16 protein-coding genes are annotated in these 22,526 nt (G+C 69.8%); 2 read left to right on the top strand and 14 right to left on the bottom strand.

What is annotated here, in order from left to right:
• Positions 1 to 127: 127 nt before the first annotated feature.
• Positions 128 to 1,534, bottom strand: a complete 1,407-nt coding sequence (sthA, locus tag KIP79_RS27075; protein ID WP_214107747.1) for a Si-specific NAD(P)(+) transhydrogenase — start codon at positions 1,532 to 1,534, stop codon at positions 128 to 130.
• A gap of 176 nt (positions 1,535 to 1,710) precedes the next feature.
• On the opposite strand from sthA, the gene KIP79_RS27070 reads away from it, so the two are divergent.
• Positions 1,711 to 2,058 (top strand): peptidylprolyl isomerase, encoded by a 348-nt coding sequence (locus KIP79_RS27070; RefSeq protein ID WP_214107746.1) that lies wholly within the window; start codon positions 1,711 to 1,713, stop codon positions 2,056 to 2,058.
• Positions 2,059 to 2,070: 12 nt separating this feature from the next.
• Here KIP79_RS27070 and KIP79_RS27065 read toward each other — a convergent pair whose 3' ends face one another.
• The 9 genes from KIP79_RS27065 to KIP79_RS27025 form a co-directional block, all read right to left on the bottom strand.
• Positions 2,071 to 2,310, bottom strand: coding sequence for a metallothionein (locus KIP79_RS27065; RefSeq protein ID WP_214107745.1), 240 nt, complete (start codon positions 2,308 to 2,310; stop codon positions 2,071 to 2,073).
• A gap of 97 nt (positions 2,311 to 2,407) precedes the next feature.
• The gene (locus tag KIP79_RS27060) at positions 2,408 to 3,844 is read right to left on the bottom strand and encodes a hypothetical protein (RefSeq protein WP_214107744.1); all 1,437 of its coding nucleotides are present in this window, start codon (positions 3,842 to 3,844) and stop codon (positions 2,408 to 2,410) included.
• A gap of 1,263 nt (positions 3,845 to 5,107) precedes the next feature.
• Entirely contained in the window at positions 5,108 to 6,502 is a 1,395-nt protein-coding gene (locus tag KIP79_RS27055; RefSeq protein WP_214107743.1) for a serine/threonine-protein kinase, read from the bottom strand.
• Positions 6,502 to 7,989 (bottom strand): serine/threonine-protein kinase, encoded by a 1,488-nt coding sequence (locus KIP79_RS27050; protein ID WP_214107742.1) that lies wholly within the window; start codon positions 7,987 to 7,989, stop codon positions 6,502 to 6,504. The genes KIP79_RS27055 and KIP79_RS27050 overlap by 1 nt, the downstream gene beginning before the upstream one ends.
• Before the next feature lie 172 nt (positions 7,990 to 8,161).
• A complete protein-coding gene (locus tag KIP79_RS27045; protein WP_214107741.1) occupies positions 8,162 to 11,056 on the bottom strand; it encodes a glycoside hydrolase family 3 protein in 2,895 nt (964 codons plus the stop codon).
• A gap of 34 nt (positions 11,057 to 11,090) precedes the next feature.
• On the bottom strand, positions 11,091 to 11,903 hold the full coding sequence (locus KIP79_RS27040) for a carbohydrate ABC transporter permease (RefSeq protein ID WP_214107740.1): 813 nt from the start codon (positions 11,901 to 11,903) through the stop codon (positions 11,091 to 11,093).
• Positions 11,900 to 12,763 (bottom strand): carbohydrate ABC transporter permease, encoded by an 864-nt coding sequence (locus KIP79_RS27035; RefSeq protein WP_214107739.1) that lies wholly within the window; start codon positions 12,761 to 12,763, stop codon positions 11,900 to 11,902. Before KIP79_RS27035 ends, KIP79_RS27040 begins: the two co-directional genes overlap by 4 nt.
• Complete coding sequence (locus KIP79_RS27030) at positions 12,760 to 14,061, bottom strand: ABC transporter substrate-binding protein (RefSeq protein ID WP_214107738.1); 1,302 nt, start codon at positions 14,059 to 14,061, stop codon at positions 12,760 to 12,762. Before KIP79_RS27030 ends, KIP79_RS27035 begins: the two co-directional genes overlap by 4 nt.
• A gap of 10 nt (positions 14,062 to 14,071) precedes the next feature.
• Positions 14,072 to 16,291: a TIM-barrel domain-containing protein gene (locus KIP79_RS27025; protein ID WP_308169913.1), complete on the bottom strand. Its 2,220-nt coding sequence runs from the start codon at positions 16,289 to 16,291 to the stop codon at positions 14,072 to 14,074.
• 242 nt (positions 16,292 to 16,533) lie between these two features.
• Here KIP79_RS27025 and KIP79_RS27020 point away from each other — a divergent pair, with 242 nt between their 5' ends.
• On the top strand, positions 16,534 to 16,728 hold the full coding sequence (locus KIP79_RS27020) for a hypothetical protein (protein ID WP_214107736.1): 195 nt from the start codon (positions 16,534 to 16,536) through the stop codon (positions 16,726 to 16,728).
• A 314-nt stretch (positions 16,729 to 17,042) separates the two neighbouring features.
• On the opposite strand, the gene KIP79_RS27015 is transcribed toward KIP79_RS27020, so the two are convergent.
• The 4 genes from KIP79_RS27015 to KIP79_RS27000 form a co-directional block, all read right to left on the bottom strand.
• Positions 17,043 to 17,714: a hypothetical protein gene (locus KIP79_RS27015; RefSeq protein ID WP_214107735.1), complete on the bottom strand. Its 672-nt coding sequence runs from the start codon at positions 17,712 to 17,714 to the stop codon at positions 17,043 to 17,045.
• A gap of 65 nt (positions 17,715 to 17,779) precedes the next feature.
• Positions 17,780 to 19,288, bottom strand: coding sequence for a glycosyl hydrolase 53 family protein (locus tag KIP79_RS27010; RefSeq protein WP_214107734.1), 1,509 nt, complete (start codon positions 19,286 to 19,288; stop codon positions 17,780 to 17,782).
• Positions 19,285 to 20,391, bottom strand: a complete 1,107-nt coding sequence (locus KIP79_RS27005) for a glycoside hydrolase family 53 protein (RefSeq protein ID WP_214107733.1) — start codon at positions 20,389 to 20,391, stop codon at positions 19,285 to 19,287. Before KIP79_RS27005 ends, KIP79_RS27010 begins: the two co-directional genes overlap by 4 nt.
• Before the next feature lie 31 nt (positions 20,392 to 20,422).
• Positions 20,423 to 22,396, bottom strand: a complete 1,974-nt coding sequence (locus KIP79_RS27000; RefSeq protein WP_308169912.1) for a beta-galactosidase — start codon at positions 22,394 to 22,396, stop codon at positions 20,423 to 20,425.
• Positions 22,397 to 22,526: the final 130 nt, after the last annotated feature.

Below are 22,526 nucleotides of genomic sequence, written 5' to 3'. Positions count from 1 at the left end.
AGTGCACTCGGAAAGTGCCTTTCGAGTTGGTGCGGACAGGACCCTCAGCAAGTCCAATCCTTCCAGCTCAAGGCACTTTTCACGTTTAACGATCGGTTCCGGCCGCTTCCCAGGCGAAAGCCCCAGGTTAGTAGTCGGCGAAGCGGGCCACGCGGCGGAGTTTGTTCATGGCGTCGAGGGCGGCGACCTTGTAGGACTCGGCGAGGGTGGGGTAGTTGAAGACGGCGTCCACGAGGTAGTCGATGGTGCCGCCGCAGCCCATGACGGCCTGGCCGATGTGGATGAGTTCGGTGGCGCCGGTGCCGAAGACGTGGACGCCGAGCAGGGAGCGGTCCTCGGCGGAGACCAGGAGTTTGAGCATGCCGTAGGTGTCGCCGATGATCTGGCCGCGGGCCAGTTCGCGGTAGCGGGAGATGCCGACCTCGAAGGGGATGGCGGCGTCGGTGAGTTCGTCCTCGGTGCGGCCGACGAAGCTGATCTCGGGGATGGTGTAGATGCCGATGGGCTGGAGCAGGTGGATGCTGTTCACCGGCTCGTCGCAGGCGTGGTAGGCGGCCAGGCGGCCCTGTTCCATGGAGGTGGCGGCCAGGGCGGGGAAGCCGATCACGTCGCCGACCGCGTAGATGTGCGGGACCTCGGTCCGGTAGTACTGGTCGACGGTGATCCGGCCGCGGGCGTCGGCGGTCAGGCCGGCCGCGTGTAAGGCCAGGTTCTCGGTCATGCCCTGTCGGCCGGCCGAGTACATGACGGTGGCGGCGGGGATCTTCTTGCCGCTCTCCAGGATGGTCAGCGCGCCGCGCTCGCGGCGTTCCACAGCGGCCACGCTCTCCCCGAACCGGAAGGTGACCGCCAGGTCGCGCAGGTGGTACTTGAGCGCCTCGATGACCTCCAGGTCGCAGAACTCCAGCATGCGGTCGCGCCGCTCCACCACGGTGACCTTGGTGCCGAGCGCGGCGAACATCGAGGCGTACTCGATGCCGATGACCCCGGCGCCGACCACCACCATCGAGTCGGGGACCCGCTCCAGCTGGAGGATGCCGTCCGAGTCGATGATCGTGTTGCCGTCGAACTCCACCGTGTCCGGGCGGGCCGGGCGGGTGCCCGTGGCGATGATGATCTTGTCGGCGGTGACCTTGGTCTCCCGGCCCTTGTCGTCGACGACCGCGACCGTGTGCGGGTCCATGAAGTGGCCGAGGCCGCCCAGCACGGTGATGTGGTTGCGGGACAGCTGGTTTCTGATCACCTCCACCTCGCGGCCGACCACGTGCTGGGTGCGGGCCGTGAGGTCGGCGACGGTGATCTCCTCCTTGACGCGGTAGTTGCGGCCGTACATCTCACGCTGGCTGAGGCCGGTCAGATAGAGCACGGCCTCACGCATGGTCTTGGAGGGGATCGTGCCGGTGTTGATGCACACGCCCCCGATCATGTCCCGTCGTTCGACGATCCCCACTCGGCGTTCCAGCTTGGCCGCCGCGATCGCGGCTTTCTGCCCTCCGGGCCCGGAACCGAGAACAAGCACATCAAAGTCGCTCACATCGCCCAGTGTGAGCGACGTCTCCGAAAGGGTGAAGGGTCTCCGGAACCTTCACCGGATGAATGACGATATGTGAGTTAATGGCAACCTGGCAGGCACCGCAGATCCAGTTGATCACGATCTGTTGCAATCCAGGGACAAGCAATCGTCAAGCGAGAACAGGAAAGATCCCGTTCATGTGGAGAGACACCCCCCAGTATCTCGGCGAGCTGCTGATCTGGGAGATCGAGGACTACCTCAGCGCCCAGACCGCCCAGCCCGACCGGGCCAGGGTGGCCTTCATCAGACTCGCCGACGAGGCCGCCGCCGTCACGATCGGCGCCGAACTGGAGACCGGCGGCAGCTTCTACGCCGCCGCCCGGCGGGCCGACGCGCTGGGCATGACGCTGCCCGGCGACATGTTCGGCGTGGTCACCAGGGACGAGCACCCGGAGGTCTTCAAGGCCGTGCCCGGCACGACCTTCCCGCCGGTCCGCGACGGCGACGGCTACCTCATCCTCCGGCTCGTGGCCTTCGAGCCGTAGGCAGCCGGCCGGTCAGGCCGACACCCGGTCCACGATGGACTTCACCCCCGCCGTGCGGGCGCAGTGCGCGCAGCAGTACCAGTGACCGTTGGCGTCCACGCCGTGGCCGATGATGCGGCACTTGCAGTGCTCGCACAGCGGCGCCATCCGGGTGATCGCACACTCGAAACTGTCGAACGTGTGCACCGCTCCCTGCGCGTGCACCTCGAACGCCATGTCGTAGTCGTTTCCGCAGACTTCACAGGCCGCCATGATTCCCCCCGTATCGGTTCCCCGTGGGGCATACCCGCAGATCATCGGGCCATTCCTCGTCCGGTACGGCTCACGCCGGAGCCGTACCGGACGGGGTTCAGAACGCGCCCAGCACGGTGGTGATGGCGGACGTGGCGCCGTCCCTGGCCTCCCGCAGGTCCATCAGGACCGAGTCGGTGGAGTTGATGGGGGTGCCCGCCGGGCGGTCGCTGCCGCCGAGCAGGACCTCGACCACGCGGTTGCCCTGGAGGGCGTAGATCACGTACCGGGAGGAGTAGGCCGTGTCGGTCTTCTGCTTGATGGCCTGGGCGAAGTTGTCCTCGCCGATGCCGGGCAGTTTCACGATCTTGCTCCACGCGATGCCGCCGATCCGGGAGCCGGCGGTGAACTTGGTCTTGCCGCGCTGGTCGACCAGGAAGTAGCGGGCGTTCTCCGCGCTGTTGAACTCGTGCACGCTGACCAGCAGGTTCCGCCAGCGGATCTTGCCGCCGTCGATCGGCAGCTGGTCGTTCCACCACTGGCACTCGGTCAGTTTGCCGTTCTTCTCCGGGGTGACGCCGGCCGCGCCCTTGGTGTCCGGGGCCAGCTCGGCGGCGAGCGGGTTGACGGCGACGCAGTACGGCGGGAGCTCGATGCGGACCGGTTTGGGGCTCTCGCTGGGGCTCGGGCTCGGGCGGGCGCGGTCCGCGAACGGGTTGGGCTTGCCCTGCTGCCAGGCGGTCACCGACTGGGCCAGCTGGGTGAGCAGGCCCTTGACCTCGCGGAGCGCGTTGTCCTCGGTGATCGCCTGCTTGGTGTCGGTGGAGAACAGGTCGGCTTCCTTGTGCTGCTGGCTGGCCTCGAACCTGACCTGGAAGGTGACGTTGCCGACCCGGCCCATGCCGGTGCCGAAGGCGTAGTAGTGGTCCTTCTCGCGAACCCACTGGTACTGGGCGACGGCCTCCTCGCCGATGCCGGTGAGGGTGGTCGGCTTGGAGTAGTAGCGCTCGGCGGTGGAGTGCTCGCCGCCGTAGGTGTACTGGTTCACCTCGCCGTTGTACTGGATCTTGGCGGCCTTCTCGGCGGTGGTGTCGCCGAGCGCCTCGTAGCGGGCGACGTTGATGACGATCTCGCGGCTGCGGGTGACGTCCTTGTAGGAGATGTCGCGGTTGGCCCAGGTGCAGGTCCAGCGCACGTAGCTGACGATGGTGTCGTCGCGGTTGTCGCTGGTCCTGGAGTCGATCTTGGCGCGGGGCACCAGGCGGTCGGCCTCGACCGGGTCGAGCATGGCGCAGACGTCGGCGTTGCCTCCCCCTGGCGCGGGCTGCTCCGCCGTACCCGGGGCGCCGCCCTGGGAGGTGGCCGCGACGGGCGTCTGCCCCTGGGTGCGCGAGTTCATGAACACGAAGGTGCCGCCCGCGACCAGGATCACCACCACCAGCGCCAGCACCGGCACCAGCCAGCCCGGACGTTTGCGCGGGGGTCCCTGCCAGCCGCCGCCCGGCTGCGTGGTGCCCGGCCAGGGCCCGCTCCCGGGGCCCTGCCACTGCTCCACCGGGTACGACTCGGGCTTACCTGGCTGCCACGGCGCCGCGGGCCCCGACTGCCCCGACTGCCCCGGCTGCCACGCCTGTTGGCCGGAACCCGCCGGGCCTCCCCGCCATGGCCCCGACTGATCGGGAGGCGGTGGGCCGCCCTGGGCATCGGCGGCGTTGGGCGGCGGCGGCTGTGCCCCGAGCCATCCCTTGGGACCTTCGCCACCGAAGGGTGCGCCGGGGCCCTGCGGAGGGCCGGGGCTGCCAAACGCTTCAGGTGCGCCGAATCCGCCCGATGCCCCGAAGGGAGCCGCGGGACCGCCAGGCGGCCCCGGGGGCACCCCGGGACCGGTTGATGGCCCTGGAGGCATCCCGGAGTCGGTAGGTGGCCCTGGAGGCATCCCGGGACCGGCAGGTGGCCCTGGAGGCATCCCGGGACCGGTGGGCGGCCCAGGGGACATTTCGGGCCCACCAGCGGCGCCGAACGGTCCGGGAAGGCCGAACCCGGGGGCTGCGAAGCCTTCCGGGTCGGTCGGGCCGTTTCCCAGGGCGGTCGGGCCGCTTCCCGGATCGGTCGGATGTGGGCCGGTGCCGATCGGTCCCCCCGGGTTTCCCCGCCATCCCGAAATATCGGTCGTCGGGGGTTCGCCGGGAGGGGCCGAGGCGGTTGGCGGGTTGGCCCAGCTGACTTCGGGTGGGGGTGGGAGCGGGCTCGCCCAGCCGTCCTCAGGGCCGGCGGGCTCCTCCTCGTCATGGACCAGCCGTAACCGGGGGCGTTCCCCGGACACGTATCCCCCGGTGGCCCATGGCGCAGGACCCGGCACCACCCGATCGACCGGACCGGTCTCCGGCTCCTCCGGAATACCCGCCGGGCCTGGATCCAGGGGTTCCCCGGGCACGCCGTCTCCCGGCCGGTCACGGGGAACCGCCACCTGCTCCGCCACGATGGGGTCGGTGGACTCCCCCGCGCCGGGCTCGGGCATCGGGGGCACCGGAGGCTTCGGGCGGAACATGCCGAAGTCCCGCGGCGGGGCCTGGGGACGAAGGGGGTCGGCGTTGAGGGCGGCGCCCGGGGACCGTCTGGGGAGCTGTTCGCCGTCCGCCGGGGGTGGTTCCGGGGCGGGATCAGGTTCTTCGGGCGGGTCGGGATAGGGCGAGGAAAAGAAGGTGCGTGGATCCGGATTGGGGTCGGTATGGGGACGGCGGACCGGGGGGCGGAACGGGTCCCACGGGGTGCCGGTGGAGTCGGACATGGGTGTCTCCTGGAGAAGGTGAGGGACGGGCTAGCCGAGCCCGGCGCCGATCAGCTGGGCGGCACGGGCGGCGGCCTGCCTGGCGGCGGTCCGCTGGGACGGGGGCGGGGCACCGGACGCGCTCGCCTGCCCGTAGACGACTTCGACGATCAGATTGCTCCGGCGGAACGACACGGCTGCGCCCGGCGCGACCGGATCCAGCACATCGCGGGTGAACGCCTCGTCGGCGATCCCCGGCAGGTCCTCGGCACCAGCCGAGGCACCCGACCCACCGGACCCACCGGACCCGGCCCGCCGCTGCGCGAAGGCCCGCCCGGCGGCGTCCTCGCCGGACCCGGGCGGGGAGAGCCAGAAGCTGACCTGGACACTGGTGCCGTCCCGGTGGTGCACCCATCGGCAGCTGTCGCCGGATCTGTCCTCCGCGTCCGCGCCGGCCCCCAGCAGCTCGTCAACCTGCCGCTGGGTGAGGCTCTGGCAGGGATCGGGCAGCGCGGCGAACCTCCCGGGCGCGCCGGGGCCGCCGGAGGCCAGCATCCACGCCCCCAGCCCCGCCCCGACGCCGACGGCCACGGCCAGCGCGCCCCAGGCGATCAGGCGGCCGGTACGCCGGGGCCGTACCACGACGGGGGCGGGCAGCAGTGACTGCAGAAGGTGGCGGACGGCGGGCGCGGGAGGACGGCGGGCGGGATCCTTGTCCAGCAGGGCCAGCACCACCCGGGCCAGGCCGGGGGTGGCCCTGATCATCGGGGGCGGCTCGTGCATGAGCACGGCGGCCACCACGGCGGCCGGAAGGTCGCGGTGGAACGGCCCCCGGCCCTCGACGGCCATGTAGAGGGTGGCGCCCAGCGACCACAGGTCGGAGGGCGGTCCAGCGGGCTCGGCCCGGAACCGTTCCGGCGCCATGTACGCGGGTGACCCCGAGCTGTCGGCGGGGTCGGCGCCGAGCGGCGCGGCGATGCCGAAGTCGGCGAGCATGGCCCGCCCGTCCTCGGCGACCAGCACGTTGGCGGGTTTCACGTCCCGGTGCAGGATGCCGTTGCGGTGGGCGAGCTCCAGCGCGTCCAGGATGTTCAGCCCGATCTCGGCGACCCGCTCGGACGGCAGCGGGATCAGCTTGTCGAGCGAGGTGCCCGGCACCAGGTCCATCACGATCCACGGCTGCCCCCGGTGCGGCACCACGTCGTGGATCATGACGATGGCGGGGTGGCTGAGCCGCCCGGCGGCCCGGGCCTCGCCGAGCGCGCGGCCGGTGTACTCGGCCAGCTGGGCGGGGGTGAGCCCGTCAGGCACCCGCATCTGCTTGACCGCGACCTCACGCCTGAGCAGCTCGTCGTGGGCGTGCCAGACGGTGCCCGCGCCGCCCTGGCCGAGCGCCTCGACGAGCCGGTACCGCCCGGCCAGCAGTTCCACCGCGCGCGACTCCACTACGCCCGGCTCCACAACGTCTCGGCCGCCACCCTGGCCGCCCGGGTGGCCGCGGCGCGGATCTGGTCAGGGGTCTGCTCGCCCAGGTCGGCGTACTCCACCTTGCCGACCAGGTCGCCGAGGCGGAAGTAGACGAGGCCGCCCATGATCCGGCCGTCCACGGTGCTCACGTCGGTGGCGAACGCCTCCTCGCCCACGTCCGGCAGGTCCCTGGGCCGGGAGAGCACCACCTGCCGCTTGCGGTCGGCCCCGATCTCGTACCAGATGAACTGGCCCTCCCGGAGGCCGTTGTCGAAGCGCCGCCGGAGGCCGCCGAGCAGGGTGCGGGCGGACTCCGTGGTCAGCGCCCACGGGTCGGGGGTGTCGGAGTCGGTCTCCGGGTCGATGCGCACGCCCCGGCCGTCAACGGTCCACTGGCAGCCCTTCTCGATCTTCTTACTGGGGGCCGCCGTGCCGATCAGGGCGGTGACCTCGGCCTCCGATAACACCGTGCAGAGGTCGACCGGCTGGGCGAAGACCGGCGACGGCCGCCGTACGGGGGTCCCGGGTTCTGCGCCGCCCCACGGCACGAAGATCGCGGCGGCGGCCACCACCGGGATGACGGGCAGGATCCACCACCAGCGGGCGCGGGGCCGCCGGGCGTGCATGGGCATGGTGATCTCGGGCATGCCGCCCCTGGCGATCTGCCGGAACAGTTCCAGCGCGGCCGCGGGCTCCGGCCGGCCTGACGGGTCCCTGGACAACATCCACCGGATCAGCGGCCCGATCGGGCCCTCCGCGCGCGGCACCGGCACGTCCTTGGCCACGGTGGCGTAGAGCACCTCGACCTGGCTGCCCTTGAACGGCGGCGTGCCCTCCAGCGCCAGGTACAGGGTGGCGCCCAGCGACCAGAGGTCGGCGGCCGGGCCGCCCGGCTCGCCGGAGAGCCGCTCGGGGGCGATGTACCCGGGCGAGCCGACCAGCAGCCCGTCCCCGGTCAGGGCGGTGGTGTCGGCGGGGCGGGCGATGCCGAAGTCGGTCAGCACCACCCGGCCGTCGCCGGTCAGGAAGACGTTGGCGGGTTTGACGTCGCGGTGCTGCACGCCGAGCGCGTGCGCGGCGGCCAGCGCCTCCAGCATGCGCGCGCCGATCTCGGCCACCTGCGGGGCGGGCAGCGGGCCGTGGACGCGGACCTCCTCGCCGAGGTTGCGGCCGTGCAGGCGCTCCATCACGATCCACGGTTTGCCGCCCTCGACCAGGACGTCGTGCACGGCGACGATGGCGGGGTGGCGCAGCCGGGCGGTGACCTCCGCCTCGCGCATCACCCTGGCCACCATCTCGGCGCGTTTGCGCTCGTCCAGTCCCTCGGGGAAACGCAGCTCCTTGACCGCCACCTCGCGGTCGAGCGTCTCATCCCTGGCCAGCCAGACAGTGCCCATGCCGCCAGAACCGAGAGGACGGAGCAGGCGATACCGAGCGGCCAGCATTTCCCCGGTCGATTCGGCCATAGCGGGAGGATAGCGAAATCTAATCAGCTGCCTTCGCCGATTCCGGCGGCCGATATCGACCTCCGGTATCGATCAGCGCCGGAAGCCCGCCGCGAGCAGCGGGAGGACGAGCACGCCCAGCCAGGCCAGGGCGGCCGACAGGGGCGCCCGGCCACGGCCGGGCGCCCAGCGGTCACTGGAGTGCCAGTGAGCGGATCCTCAGGTCGCCGGTGCCGACCAGGTAGACGTCCTGGGGGCCGTTCGCCTTGGCCAGCGGGACGGTGGCGGTGGTGTAGGCGTACCGGTCGCCGGTGGCGGGCACCGTGAGGGTGCCCAGCAGGCGGCCGGTCGGGGAGCCGAGGCGGACCTGGAGGGAGCCGCCGCCGACCGACGCGACGCCGGCGGTGAGGGCCGCCGGTGCGCGCAGGTCACTGTCCTTGAAGGCGATCCAGTCGCCGGAGGTGAAGCCGACGGCGGTGCCGGAGGCCTTGCTCTCGTCGAGGAGTTCGATGCCCGTGTAGTCGTCGAAGTCGCTCGCCCGGGTCGACCTGGTCAGGTCGCGGCGCGGGATGGTCTCGCCGGCGACGTTGACGGTGGTCCGCTGCCGGATCGCGGCCGAGGAGGAGCCGACCAGGACGTCGTGGGTGGCGGTCTCGGTGACGAAACGGTTCCGGGTCACGTCCCACAGGGCCAGGTCGGACTTGGCGATCGGGAACTTGACGGTGGTCGAGGCCCCCGGCGCGAGGGTCACCCGCTGGAAGCCGCGCAGCTGCTTCACCGGCTGCTTGACCCGGGAACGGTGCTGGTGGGTGTAGAGCTGGACCACTTCGTCGCCCTTCCGCGACCCGGTGTTGGTCACCTTGACGGAGACCTCGTAGCCGGTGGCGGTCGGCGTGACCTTCAGGCTCTGGTAGCCGAAGGTCGTGTACGAGAGCCCGTGCCCGAACGGGTAGAGCGGGTTGCCCTGGTAGTACAGATAGGTCGAGCCGGACTTGATGATGTCGTAGTCGGTGATCGCCGGGAGCTGGGCGCTCGCCCGGTACCAGGTCTGGGTCAGCCGGCCCGCCGGGTTGATGTTCCCGTACAGGACGTCGGCGATGCCGTGCCCGGTCTCGGCGCCCGCGTGGGTGGTCCACAGGATGGCCGGGACGTTGTCCTGGAGCCAGTCGATCGTGGTCGGGTAGCTGTTCTCCAGCACCACCACGGTCTTCGGGTTGGCCGCGCGGACCGCCTTGACCAGGGCCTCCTGGCCTCCGGCGAGGCTGGTGGCGTTCCGGTCGTGGTCCTCCCTGCCGTTGATGAACGGCATGCTGCCGACCACCACCACGGCCACGTCGGCGGACTTGGCGGCGGCCACCGCGGCGGCCACCCCGTCCGTGACGACCTCCTTGGCGAACCGGGCGGCGGTCGCCTTGGCGCCCACCGAGAGCTTGCCGTCCGCGTCCACCTGCACGTAGGTCTCAGGCAGCCAGAACCACGGCTGGGTGATCTCGTACCCGACGTACTTGAGGTAGAAGTCGCCGCTGCCGGTGGGCTCCAGCTTGAACTGCTGCTGCACGAACCAGCCGTTGGGCTGCTCGTCGCGGGTGACGAACGGCGTCCAGTTCCAGCCGAGGTAGCGGCTGTTGGCGGCGTTGCGCAGGGTGACCACGCCCTCGCCCCAGTCGGTGAGGTCCCACTGCCCGGCCTGGGTCAGCCCGTCGGCGACCCCGACCGTGTGGGCGTCGGTGGTGCCGGTGGCGGTGACGTACCGGCCGCTGGTCACGTGCTTGAGCGCGATCCGGTCCACGCCCTCGGCGGCGACCGCGGGCGACCGCTCGGCGATCCCGGCCCGCGGGGTGACCCGGTACGGCAGGCTGCCGCCGTACCAGTCGGTGTAGAGGGTGTCCCCGAGCGGCCCGATGACGGCGACCTTCTTGCCGGGGGTGAGCGGCAGCAGCCCGGAGTTCTTCAGCAGCACGGCGGCCTTGCCCGCGGTCTCCCGGTTGAGCGCGCGGTGCGCCGGGGAGTCCACCACGTCCTTGGTGATCCCCCCGTACGGCCCCCCGTTCGGGTCGAACTCGCCGAGCCGGAACCGGATGCTCAGGATGTTCCGCACGGCCCGGTTCACGTCGGCCTCGGTGATCAGCCCGCGGGACAGCGCCTCGTTGATCGCGTCGATGGTCCGCAGCGAGTTGGTGTCGTCGGTGGTGAAGCTGTCCACCTTGGCCCTGAGCACGGCCGCGTCCGCCGAGGCCAGGTCGGGGTAGTACTGCTGGGAGTCGACCAGGTTGTTGGGCGCGTGCGCATCGGTCACCGAGAAGAGGTCACGAGAGGTCCAGCTCCGCACCTCCGACAGGTCGGTGACCGTGGCCGGGCGGCCGTTGACCACATTGTAGGAGGTCATCACGCCGGTGGCGGCGTCGGCCGCGATGGCCGTGCGGAACGCGGGCTCCTCGTACTCCTTGAGCACCCGGGGCGGCAGGCTGGAGTTGGTGGTGGTCCGGTTGACCTCGTTGTTGTTGGCCAGGTAGTGCTTGAGCACCGGGGCCGTCCGCAGGTGGTCGGGGTCGTCGCCGGTCATGCCCTTGGCGTACGCGGTGGAGATCGCCCCGGTCAGCAGCGGGTCCTCGGAGTAGCCCTCCTCGTTCCGCCCCCAGCGCGGGTCTCTGAGCAGGTTGACCACCGGCGCCCACAGCTGGAGCCCCCACACCCGGGGGTCCTCCGCGTGGTAGCCGCGCGCCTCGGTCCCGACCGCCGTGCCGACCCGCTTGATCAGCGCCGTGTCCCAGGTGCTGGCCAGCCCGACGGCCTGCGGGAAGACCGTCCCGGCCGCCGTCTGGACGGCGCCGCCCGCGGCGACGTCGGTGGACCACGCGACGCCGTGCAGCGCCTCGGTCCCGGTCTTGAACGAGGCGATGCCCAGCCGCTCCACGGCGGGCTGGTACTGGTGCAGGAAGGACACCTTCTCGGCCAGGGTCAACCGGCCGAGCAGGTCGTCGATCCGGGCCGCGAGCGGCAGCCCGGGATCACGGAACGGGGGGTCGGCGGCGGGGGTGAAGCCGAGCGTCAGGGTCAGCGCCCCTGCCAGCAGAACTCGTCGGAACATGCGGAAACAGCCTCCAGGTCAGGTGGAGAACCACTTACTTGATCGCGCCCACCGTGATCCCCCGGGTCAGCGTCCGCTGGAAGATCAGGAAGAACGCCACCGCGGGCACGATGCCGAGTAGCGCGGACGCGCTCGACATGGTCGCGTCCATGAACCGTTCGCCCTGAAGGACGCCGAGGGCGACCGGCACGGTCTGGTTGTCGTTGGAGATGAGGAAGACCAACGGCAGGAAGAACTCGTTCCAGGTCCAGATGAAGAAGAAGATCAGCAGCACCGACAGGGTGGGCCTGCTGATCGGCACCACGATCCGCCAGAGCGCCCGCCACCGCCCGGCGCCGTCGATGGCGGCGGCCTCCAGGATCTCGGCGGGGAACCGGCCGAGCACCGCGGAGAGCAGGTAGGTGCCGAACGCGGCCTGGATCACGGTGAACACCACGATCACGAAGAACCGGCTGTCGTACAGGCCCACCGCCTTGGCCAGGTAGTACAGCGGGTAGACCAGCGCCTCCTGCGGCAGCGTGTTGGCGACCAGGAAGACGACCAGGATCGACAGCCGCCCGCGCACCCGCCCGACCCCCAGCGCGTACGCGTTGAGCACAGAAAGCACCACCGCGGCCACCGCCACGGTTCCGCTGATCAGCAGGCTGTTCCAGAGCTTGCCCCCGAAGTCCACCCGGTTCCAGAACTGCACGATGCCGTCCAGGTAGAGCCCCTCGGGCAGGGCGAGCGGCCCGCCTGAGGCGTACTCGGCGGGCGACTTGACCGCGTTGAACGCGACGATCAGGAACGGCACCAGCATCACGAAGGCGAGCACCACCAGGGCCGCCAGCACCGAGTAGCGCCTCATGCGTCACGCTCCTGGACGCGCAGGAACAGGAAGGTGACCACCACGATGATCAGCGCCAGCACGGTGGCGATGGCGGAGCCGTACCCGACGTTGGATTTCTGGAAGAAGTTCAGGTACGAGAAGTAGGACGGCACCATGGTCGCGTTGGCCGGGCCGCCCCGGGTCAGCACGAAGATCGGGCCGAACACCTTGAGCGCGGCGATCGTACAGGTCAGCAGCACCACGAAGATCTCGGGCCGGATCTGCGCGAGGGTGATGTGCCAGAACCGCCGCCACCAGCCGGCGCCGTCGATCTCGGCCGCCTCGTAGAGCGCGGGATCCACCCGCTGCAGGCCGGCCATGAAGATGACCACCGGGTAGCCGAGCTGGAACCAGACCATCACCGCCATCACGGTGGCCAGCGCGATCGACGGGTCGCCCAGCCAGTCCACCTCCAGGCCGAAGATCTGGTTGACCGCGCCGTAGGAGGGGTGCAGCAGCCACCCCCACACCACGCCCGCGACCGCCACCGGCAGCACCTGCGGCAGGTAGAACGCGGCCCGCAGGGCCGAGGCGGTCCGTGGGCCGAACCTCCTGGCGATGTAGTCGAACAGCGCCGCGGCCAGCACCAGGCCGATCAGCGTGGGGACGACCGCCATCGCCAGGATGAGGGCGACGTTGTGCTGGAAGGACGCCCAGAAGCGGTCGTCCTCCAGCAGTCGTGCGTAGTTCTCGAACCCGATCCAGGTCGGCGTGCCCACCCCGGACCAGCGGGTGAAGCTGGTGGCCACGTTCATCGCGAACGGGACCACGATGACGCCGGTGAACAGGATCAGGCTGGGGATCAGGTAGACCCAGTATCCCCGCTGGCGTGCTCTCATCCGCCGATGTCCGCCAGGTTCTCTTGGTACGGCGCGGCGATCTCGTCGAGCACGGCCTTCGGGTCCTTGCCGTTGATCAGGCCCTGGACCCCGGCCACCAGCACGTCGTAGTACCCGGGCGCCGGCCAGTCGGGGTAGAAGGCCAGGCCGTCCTGGGCGGTGAGCTTGTTGAAGTTCTCCACCAGTTCCTTGCTCTTGGCGTCGGTGATCGCCGACGGGTCGGCCGCCACCGGGAGGCCGCCCGAGTTGCCGAGCAGGTTCTGGATCTCCTTGCTCATCGTGATGTCGATGAAGTCGTAGGCGAGGTCCTTGTTCTCGGACTTCTCCGGGACCACCCAGAGGTTGCCCGAGGAACCGGGCGACATCTGGTTGCCCGGCCAGAGGAAGGAGCCCCACTCGAAGTCCTTGATCTCGGACTGGAGCCGCCCGTACCACCAGGAGCCGGAGACCATGATCGGGAACTTGCCGCCGATGAACGAGACCCCCATGTCCTCGGCCTTGATCCCCGCCGAGTCCTTGGCGATGTAGCCCTTCTTCACCCAGTCCGCGAAGGTGGTGGCGGCGTAGCTGAGCTCGGGACCCTGGAAGTCGACCTTGCCCTTGTACAGCTGGTAGCTGTCCACCCAGGCGCGGTTGGCCTTGCTGAGGGCGAGCAGGTAGAAGATCTGCTGGGCCGGGTACTCGGCGCCCGCGTTGGCGATCGGGGTCACGCCCGCCTTGACGAAGGTGTCCAGCGCGGCGACGAACTCGTCGTAGGTGGTCGGCACGGCGACGTTGTGCTTCGTGAACAGGTCCTTGTTGTAGTAGACCATCACGTACTCGGCGTAGTTCGGGATGCCGAACCACTTGCCGGACCCCATGATGCCCCGCTCGTCGTAGCGGGCGGTGGTCTGCAGCGACGGCGACAGCGCCTTGTCCCAGCCGCGCTTGGCGGCCTCCTCCGACAGGTCGGTCAGCAGCCCCTGCTTGGAGAGCAGCCCCGAGGTGGCGTTGCCCTTGTTGTACTCCATCAGGTCAGGGGCCTCGTCGGAGTTGAGGACCATGCTCGCCGTCCGCTGGATCTGTTCGAAGCCCTTCTCCTCGAACTTCACCGTCACCCCGGGGTGGGAGGCCTCGAACTTCTTGATCGCCTCCGCCCAGGCCTTGCCCATGGCGCTCTCGGCGCCCTCGTAGTGCCACAGGGTGAGGGTCCGCGGGGCGGCCGAGGACGCCTGCGGGGAGGAGGGGGTATCGGTACTTCCGCAGGCGGCCATGCCGAGCACGGCCGCCAGGAGAACGGCGATGGAGGATTTGCGCATTTGTGAACTCCTAATGGATGACGATCTCGGCGGCGGCGCCGACGAGTTCGACATGAGAGATCCGTTTGGGCCCGTCGGCGCTGACCAGCAGCCGGTCGCCGTCCACGGTCGCGACGACCGCGGTGCTTCCGTCCAGGTCCTTGATGTCGGTACGGCTGACGCCCTGCGGCAGGCCGTACGCGACGAGAGTGATGTCGGGGTTGTCGGCCACCGTGTCCCCGGGGACGGTGGTGGGGATGAGCGCGCCGTGCCGGACGTAGAGGGGGATGCGGTCCAGGTGCGGCGCGACCGTGATGTACCGGCCGCCGGTCAGGGTCTCGCCGGTCCAGTAGTCCACCCACGACCCGGCCGGCAGGTAGACGTCGCGGATCCCGTCGGCCGAGATCATCGGCGCCACCAGCAGATCCGGGCCGAGCAGGTACTCCAGGTCCGCCTGCCAGGCCACCGGGTCGTCCGGGTAGTCCACGCAGAGCGCGCGCATCATCGGGACGCCCGTCTCGGCCGCGGTCACCGCCGCCGTGTAGAGGTAGGGCATGAGCCGGTAGCGCAGCCTCAGCGCCTCGATCGCGCCGCGTTCGGCATGCTCGGGGAACTCCCAGGGCTCGCGGCTGGTGGTGCCGTGGAAGCGGACCAGCGGGGAGAGCGCGCCGAACTGGGACCAGCGCACGTACAGGTCGGGGGTGGGGGTGCCGGTGAAACCGCCGGCGTCGTGGCTCCAGAACGGGATGCCGGACAGGCCGTGGGAGAGGCCGCCGCGGATGGTGCTGCCCATGGCCGGGTAGGTGGCGTCCACATCGCCGCTCCACTGCGCGGGGTGGCGCTGGCCGCCCAGGTAGGAGGAGCGGGCCCAGACCAGGCGGTGGCCGGTGACCTCGTGGGTGACGTCCATGACCAGGTCGTTGAAGAGCAGCGTGTAGACGTTGTGGAGTTCGGTGCCGGTCATGCCGTTGGCGGCGACCGCGTCGGCGGGCACCCCCTCGGCGAAGTCGGTCTTGAACACCGCCACGCCCTGCTGGAGCAGGCCCCTGAGCCGGTCCCGGAACCAGGCGGCGGCCTCGGGGTTGGTGAAGTCGAGGATGCCGGAGGCCGGGAAGGAGCCGTGCCAGACGTCGGCGACGTAGTCCTCTCCGTCACGATTTTTCAGGAAATATCCGGCTTCGGCGGCTTCCTGGAAGACGGGGCTCTGGTGGGAGATGTAGGGGTTCATCCAGAGGCAGACCTGGAAGCCCTGGTCGGCCAGGGTGGCCAGCATGCCCTCGGGGTCGGGGAAGGCCACCGGGTCCCAGCGCAGGTCGGACCAGTTCCCGTCGGCCTGCCAGAAGGTGTCCAGGTGCAGCACGTCGCAGGGGATGCCCTTGGCCCGGATGGTCCGCGCCCGCTCAAGCACCCGCTCCTGGGTGTCCCGGAAGAAGCCCGACGAGATCCACGCGCCGAACGCCCACTTCGGCGGCAGCACCGGCTTGCCGGTCAGCGCGTCCAGCCGCCCGAGCACCTCGGCGGGGGTCGGGCCGCCCAGCACGTAGTAGTCGATCAGGTCGTCCGGGACGATGATCTGCACGTCGCTGTGGGTGGACTGGCACATGTCGAACTCGACCGGCATGCCGCTGTCCACCACGATCCCGTAACCCCGGCTGGACAGGTAGAACGGCACGTTCTTGTACGCCCGCTGGGACTCCGCGCCGAACGCGTCGAAGTTCCACATCAACGGCCGCTGGCCGCGCTTGTTCACGGGGGTGAACGACTCCCCGAACCCGCCGAACGCCTCGTCGGCCGGGACCAGGAAGGTCTCGTGGTAGGCGACCGTGGTGCCGTCGGCGGTGGAGCGCCCGAACGGGAGGGTGCGCAACCGGCCGCTGATGTCCGGCCGCCCCGGGTCCTGCTCCGCCAGTAGGCGGCCGGTGCCGTCGGTGAAGCGCATGTTCCACGGGTTCAGCCGGATCTCGGCGCGGACCGCGCCCGCGTCCACCACCACCCGGTCGTCTTCCACGGTCACCGTCGCCCCCGCCGCCGTGCCCGGCGTGACCAGGGAGATCGCCCGAGCCGAGCGGCTGCGGGCGTCGGCGTCCTGGCTCAGCCGGACCCGGATCACGCCCTCCCCCGCCGCGCAGACCCGCACCACCAGCGACTCGTCCGCCGAGGTCACCCCCTTGCAGGTGACACCGGCGGCGTCCACGGCGACCACCTCGGCGCGCGTCAGCGCCGACAGCCCCGCCTCCCCGCGCTCCCGCACAGGTAATTCCGGAGGGTCAGCGACGAAGTATTCGCGCGCAACCAAAGGGGGACGATACGGCATCGCTGCACTCCAACGGATGTGACGGTCAATTCTGAATTAGTTTGCCGTCCATCCCAACAAAGGTCAATGCGGTCGGCCGGCCATGAGAGGCCCCCCAAAACTCACACCCAAAACGTTGTCCGTTTTGTCCCGGTATGTGGTAAGTTGAGAATCTGGTCGAAGCAAAGTGGGAAGCGAAGATGTCTAGATTCGTGCACGTCCTGCCTATGGACGACGTCATCCCCCACGAGGGCACCCCGGACTGCGTCTGCGGGCCCTACACCGAGGCCATCGAGCTGAGGGCCCCCAACGGGCCCGGGCCGGTGGCGGTGCTCTACCGGCACTACGCGGTCATCCCGTGCCGTGACTGGGAAGCGGCCCCCGAGGTCTCCTGAACGACAGAACCTCCGGCCCTTCGTCGGCCGGAGGTTCTACGGAACGGACACTCCCGAGCCGTTGCCTGGCACCGGCATGGTCGGGCTCTTCGGGACGACGGCCATCTCTGCCGCCTCGACAGTCCGACCAGGTCGTGCCCGGAACAAGCCATCCAGACCACATAGAACAGAGTTTCCACACGGATAGGGAGATCCGAAAACATCGGGCCCACTGTGTTGACATAGCCGGCGTGGGCAATCGCCAGTAACGCCGCAAGCCATCCGGAGACGATGGTCACCGCACTCCAGCGAACCGGCGAGGCGGGGGAGTCAGGTCAGGTGGAGATGAAGCGCTTGACGTACTTGCGGTAGTCCTCAACACCGGCCTTCGTGTAGTACTTAGAGCGGTCGTCGTCTCCTGAGATCATGCGAAACATCGGGCAGTCGGTGGAGGTCGCCTTGCCCTTGTGGGTGAAGATGGCCTCTCCGGTCCTGGCACTCACGACACGGACTTCCCAGGTCGTGTTGTACATCGTGACCGGGTATTTCTCCTTGGTCTTGGTGTCCTCCATCTGGCAGACCTTGCCCGCCTTGGACTCTCCGGTGTGGTCGTCGAAGCAGACGACGAGTTCGACGGTCTTCAAGGCGTCCTGTAGCAAGTTCGCATCGCCGGTCAGGCCGACCACCCAGCCCTTGGGGAACTTGTCGGTGTTGAAGGTGTCGTGCGTCCAGCTGTCCTCGAACTTGGACATCGGCATCGTCAGATGCACACCCTTGGTGGACCGCTGATATTCCGGCAGGCCCGAGAAGCCGAGACCGTCCGCGCAGACGCGTTCGAAGTCGGTTGGGAACTTCGGCAGCTCGGCGATCTCCTTGGCCTCTGGCTCCTCCGAGATGACCGTTTCCGACCTGGCGGTGGCGTCCCCACCTCCGGCGGCGCATCCCACCAGGCCGAGGCCCAGCGGGATGGCCGCCAGAAGGGCGATCAACTTACGGTTCGTACGCATATGACATGGCTCCTTGGTCGGGGTTCACGACATAAGGGCGTGACACCCCGTTCCAAGGCGTTCCATCACTGATGCGTGAACTGCGTCAACCCCGGGAGAGCCCGGTCGGAGAAGTCGAACAGGGCTTGGTTCTCCCATTCGTTGCCGGAGGCCGGGTTGGTTGGGTCCCAGCCGTTGCCTGCCACCGCCGTCCAGGTGGGTTCCCAGTACACGACGCCCAGGCCGCGGCCGTTGGGGACGGCCTGGACCAGGCTCATGATGTCCCGCAGCATGGCCGACTGTCCGGCCGAGGAGGACGGGTAGCCGCTCACGGGGGTGGCCGCGGTGACCATGTTGCCGAAGGCGTCGTCGGTGCCGGTGGTGAACGGGTAGGCGGTCTCGGCCAGTAGGACCGGCTTGCCATACCGGGCGGCGATGTCGTCGATGTTGTACTGGAAGGCGGCGAACGAGCCGTGCCAGTACGGGTAGTACGACATGCCGATCACGTCGTACCTGGCCCCGTTGGCGGCAGCGCTGTCGAACCACCAGCGGTAGAGGCCGTTGTCGCCGCCGTTGGCCAGGTGCAGCACGACCCTGGTGCCGGACGACACCGCCTTGACCGCGTTGTAGCCGGAGTTGATCAGCTGGGCGAGCTGGCCGAACCGGGAGCTGCGGCCGTCCTCCCAGAGCATGCCGTCATTGATCTCGTTGCCCACCTGGACCAGGTCCGCGGTGGTGCCCTGGGCCTTGAGCGCGTTGAGCACGTCGTAGGTGTGGTTGTAGACGGCCGTCTGGAGCTGGGCGAACGACATCGAGGTCCAGGCCGCCGGCTTGTACTGCTTGCCGGGGTCGGCCCAGCTGTCGGAGTAGTGGAAGTCGATCAGCAGGCCCATGCCGAGCGCCTTCGCCCTGGCGGCCATGGCCAGCACCCTGGCCTTGTTGTTGTAGCCGTCGGCCGGGTTCACCCAGACCTTGAGGCGGGCGTAGTTGACCCCGTTGTCGCGCAGGATGTTGAGGGCGTTCTGCTGCACTCCCGACGCGGTGTAGTAGCGCCCGCCGTACGCCTCCGACTTGGCGAGGCTGGAGACGTCGGCGCCCTTGATGGACAGCGTGGCCGAACCCGAGGTGAAGGACACGTCGTCGAAGTTGGCCCAGCCGCCCGCCGCGGCCGCGGTGTTGAGACTGACCGTGCAGAGCCCGTTGGTCACGGTCTGGGTGACCGCCACCCGCACCCAGTCACCCGAGACCGGGACGTAGGTCCGGCGTTCGGCGCCGCCGCAGTTCTTGAGAGAGATCCAGCTCTGGCTGTGCGCGCCCGCGCGCACCCAGGCGCGCAGCGTGTAGGTGCCGTTGGCCAGACCGTTGAGCGCCTGCCAGGTCTCCACCGTGTAGGCGGCGGTGGACCAGTGCGAGAGCCGGTAGCTCCCGCTGTGGCCCCCGGCCTCGTGGTAGTCGGCGGAGGCGGTGCCGGAGGTGCTCCAGCCTGCCAGATTGACGGTCTCGAAGCCGGTGTTGGTGAGGGTGCTCGCGGCCCGGGCGGGGAGCGCGACCAGCAGGGCGGCGGCCAGCAGGGCCACCAGGGAGAGCAGTCTCATCGGCCGACTCCTAGCACTTGGAGGGCGGGCAGCGCCCGGTCGTCGAAGTCGAACAGTGCCTGGTTCTCCCAGCCGTTCCCGGAGGATGGATCAGCCGGATCCCAGCCGTTCCCTGCCACCCCGGTCCAGGTGGCCTCCCAGTAGAAGTAGCCCAGGCCACGCCCGCCGGGCACGGCCCTGACGATGTCGGTCATCTTGCGCAGGAAGGCGGTCTGGCCCTCCGGCGTCGCCGGGTAGCCGGGGTACGGCTCGGCCGAGGTGATGATGTTCTCCCAGCCGTCCTTGTCGGCCGTGGTGAACGGGTAGGCGGTCTCGGCGACCAGGACCGGCTTGCCGTAACGGGCGGCGACGTCGTTCAGGTTGGCCTGGAAGGCCTCCAGGGTGCCGTGCCAGAAGGGGTAGTAGGACAGGCCGATCACGTCGTACCTGATGCCGTTGGTGGCGGCGTTGTCGAACCACCAGCGGTAGAGGCCGTTGTCGCCGCCGTTGGCCAGGTGCAGGACCACCTTGCTGCGCGGGGAGACCTTCTTGACCGCGTCGTACCCGGCGTTGAGCAGCCCGGCCATACCCGGCCAGTTGTCCCACCGCCCGTCCGGCCAGAGCAGTCCCCCGTTCAGCTCGTTGCCGACCTGGACCAGGTCGGCGGTGGTGCCCTGCGCCTTCAGCGCGTTCAGCACGTCGAAGGTGTGCGCGTAGACGGCCTGCTTCAGCTGCTCGTACGGCAACGCCGCCCAGGCGGCCGGTTTGTTCTGCTTGCCGGGGTCGGCCCAGCTGTCGGAGTAGTGGAAGTCCACCAGCAGCTTCAGACCCTGCGACTTGGCGCGCCGGGCGACGGCCAGCACGTGCGCCTTGTCGTTGTAGCCGTCGGCCGGGTTCACCCAGACCTTCAGCCGGATGTGGGTCAGCCCCGCCTTCGCCAGGAGGCGCAGCGCGTCGTCGCGGCGGCCGTGGCGGTCGCGGTAGATCCCGCCGTACGCCTCCGACTTGGCGAGGCTGGAGATGTCGGCGCCGCGGATCGGCAGCGGGGGGCGGGCGGCGGCGGGGGCGGCCAGGCCCACGCTCACCAGCAGAGCGGCCAGTAAGGCCGCCAAGGTGCGTTTCATGCGGTTCCTCCGGTCAGGAGAGGAAGGGGGGTTAGAGGGGGATACGGACGACGGTGACGCCCCCGGCCGGTACCTGGCCGGTGAAAGGGGTTCCGGCGAGCAGGTCGAGGCCGGTCACGTCGGGGACGGTGGCGGGAATGTCGGCGTGGTTGATCAGGAAGACATACCGGTCACGGCGGACGAGTTCCAGGGTTTCCGGCAGGTCGCGAGGGCGGGTGACGCCGGCCTGGTCGACGATCCGGGTGAGCAGGGGGCGCAGGTCGGCGGGGGCGGTGGCGACGTACCAGGCGGTGCCGGCGCCGAGGTCGTTGCGGGTGACGGCGGGATGGCCGGTGTCGGGACCGGAGCTGAAGGTCTGGTCGGAGCGGGCCCCGGTCAGGCGGACCCGCTCCGACCAGACGCGTGCGGCGCCCCCGGCGGAGAGGGTGACGCTCTCCCGCTCGCGGAGGGGGTGGAACTCCTCGATGGTGAGGCCGAGCACGTCCCGGAGCACGCCGGGGTACGCCCCCGGGTGCATGGTGTCGTGTTCGTTGACGATGCCGGAGAAGTAGGACACGACGAGGGTGCCGCCGCCCTCGACGTACCGCTGGAGGTTCTTGGCCGCCGCCTCGGTGAGCAGGTACGAACTCGGCAGCACCACCACCCGATACCTCGAAAAATCGGAAATGTCGGCGGAAGGGGGGAGGAAGTCGGTGGTGACGTGGTCGCGCCAGAGAGCCTCGTAGTAGGCGCTCATGCGCTCCAGGAAGGCGAGATCCCCCGAGGGCCGCCACTCCAGCTCCAGCGCCCAGTAGGCCACCCAGTCCCACACGATCGCCACCTCGGCGGTCACCCGGGTCCCCCGCACCTCGCCGAGAGTCCGCAGGTCGGCCCCGAGCGCGACGACGTCCCGCCAGACCGCCGAGTCGGTGCCCGCGTGCGGCACCATCGCGGAGTGGAACTTCTCGGCCCCGAACCGGGAGGCCCGCCACTGGAAGAACATCACCGCGTCCGAGCCGCGGGCCACGTGTGCCAGGCTGTTGCGCCGCATCTCCCCCGGGCGTTTGGCGATGCCCCGGGGCTGCCAGCTGACCGCGCCGGTGGAGTGCTCCATGATCATCCAGGGTGCGCCGCCGCCCAGCGAACGGCTGAGGTCGGCGGACATGGCCAGCTGGATGTGGTTGTCCGGGCGCTCCCCGTCCAGGTAGTGGTCGTTGGCGATCACGTCCAACTCCCCCGCCCAGGTCCACAGGTCCATGGACTTGCAGTTCACGGTCCCGGCGAAGTTGGTGGTCACCGGCTTGCCGCCGAGCAGTTCCTTCTGGAGCCGGTAGTGGGCCAGGTGCTCGTCGTTGCTGAAGCGGGCGTAGTCCAGGCGCTGGGCGGGGTTGACCACGGTGTGGCTCCAGCGGGGGGCGTCGATCTCGGCCCAGTCGCCGTACCGCTGGCCCCAGAAGAGGGTGCCCCAGGCGTCGTTGAGTGCGTCCAGGCCGGCGTACCGCTGGCGGAGCCACTCCCGCCAGGCGGTGACGCTGGCCTCGCAGTAGCACTCGCCGAGGGGGGCGCCGTACTCGTTGTGCACGTGCCACATGACCACGGCGGGGTGCTCGCCGTACCGGGCGGCCAGGCGGCCGACCAGTTCCACGGTGGCGCGGCGGAAGGCCGGGTGGCTGGAGCAGGCGTGCTCCCTGCCGCCGGTGCCGACGCGGACGCCCTCCCTGGTCACAGGTAATGAGTCCGGATATTTCCGGGAGAACCAGGCGGGGGGCGCGGCGGTCGGGGTGCCCAGGTCGACGGCGATCCCGGCGGCGTGCAGCCGGTCCAGGATCTCGTCCAGCCAGCCGAACTCGTACCGGCCCTCGGCGGGTTCCAGCAGCGCCCAGGCGAAGATGCCGAGGCTGACCAGGGTGACCCCGGCCTCGCGCATCAGCCGGATGTCCTCCTCCTGGACCTCGCGCGGCCACTGCTCCGGGTAGTAGTCGCCGCCGTACGCGATGCCCTCAGGTCGAGCGGGATATCCAGCCACAGGTCCCCCAAGCGTCAATCGTTCTGTGAACGTGCACAGTAGCCCGTCACCCCAAACGAGGGAAGAGACCAGCCACTTAACGAGCACGTAACGAACATTGACAGCAAATGGGCCCGACTTCCAGTCTGTG

Origin of the sequence: Acrocarpospora catenulata (genome assembly GCF_018476525.1) — a bacterium.
Lineage (GTDB): Bacteria > Actinomycetota > Actinomycetes > Streptosporangiales > Streptosporangiaceae > Acrocarpospora > Acrocarpospora catenulata.
This window is presented reverse-complemented; position numbering and strand designations above follow the sequence as displayed.